Source organism: Shewanella sp. CAL98-MNA-CIBAN-0140, assembly GCF_040309905.1.
GTDB lineage: Bacteria > Pseudomonadota > Gammaproteobacteria > Enterobacterales > Shewanellaceae > Shewanella > Shewanella psychromarinicola.
In genome coordinates this window covers 1-249 of record NZ_JBEOPI010000248.1, presented here as the reverse complement: position 1 = coordinate 249, position 249 = coordinate 1, and the positions used below count along the sequence as shown (strand labels likewise).

1 protein-coding gene is annotated in these 249 nt (G+C 41.8%); it reads right to left on the bottom strand.

Annotation, left to right across the window (positions count from 1 at the left end; genetic code table 11):
- On the bottom strand, window positions 1–249 hold a 249-nt coding region (locus AAEY93_RS20945; protein ID WP_351079655.1), incomplete at both ends, for a DEAD/DEAH box helicase family protein.

Here is a 249-nt window from a genome sequence, read left to right as displayed (position 1 = left end):
CACTAAACTGATTAATGTTATCTTTGAGCTGCTTATCTAATATTCGGCGATCCGTAACGACAATCACTGTATCAATAATAGGCTTTGCTAAGCTAGTGTTTGTAGCGTCCGTTACGCTCGCGTAAGCCTCAATGAGTTGATAAGCCAGCCATGTGATTGAGTTTGATTTACCTGAACCTGCGGAATGCTGTATTAGGTAACGCTTGCCTACGCCATTGTTTTGCACGTCATCTATGAGCTTTCTAACTA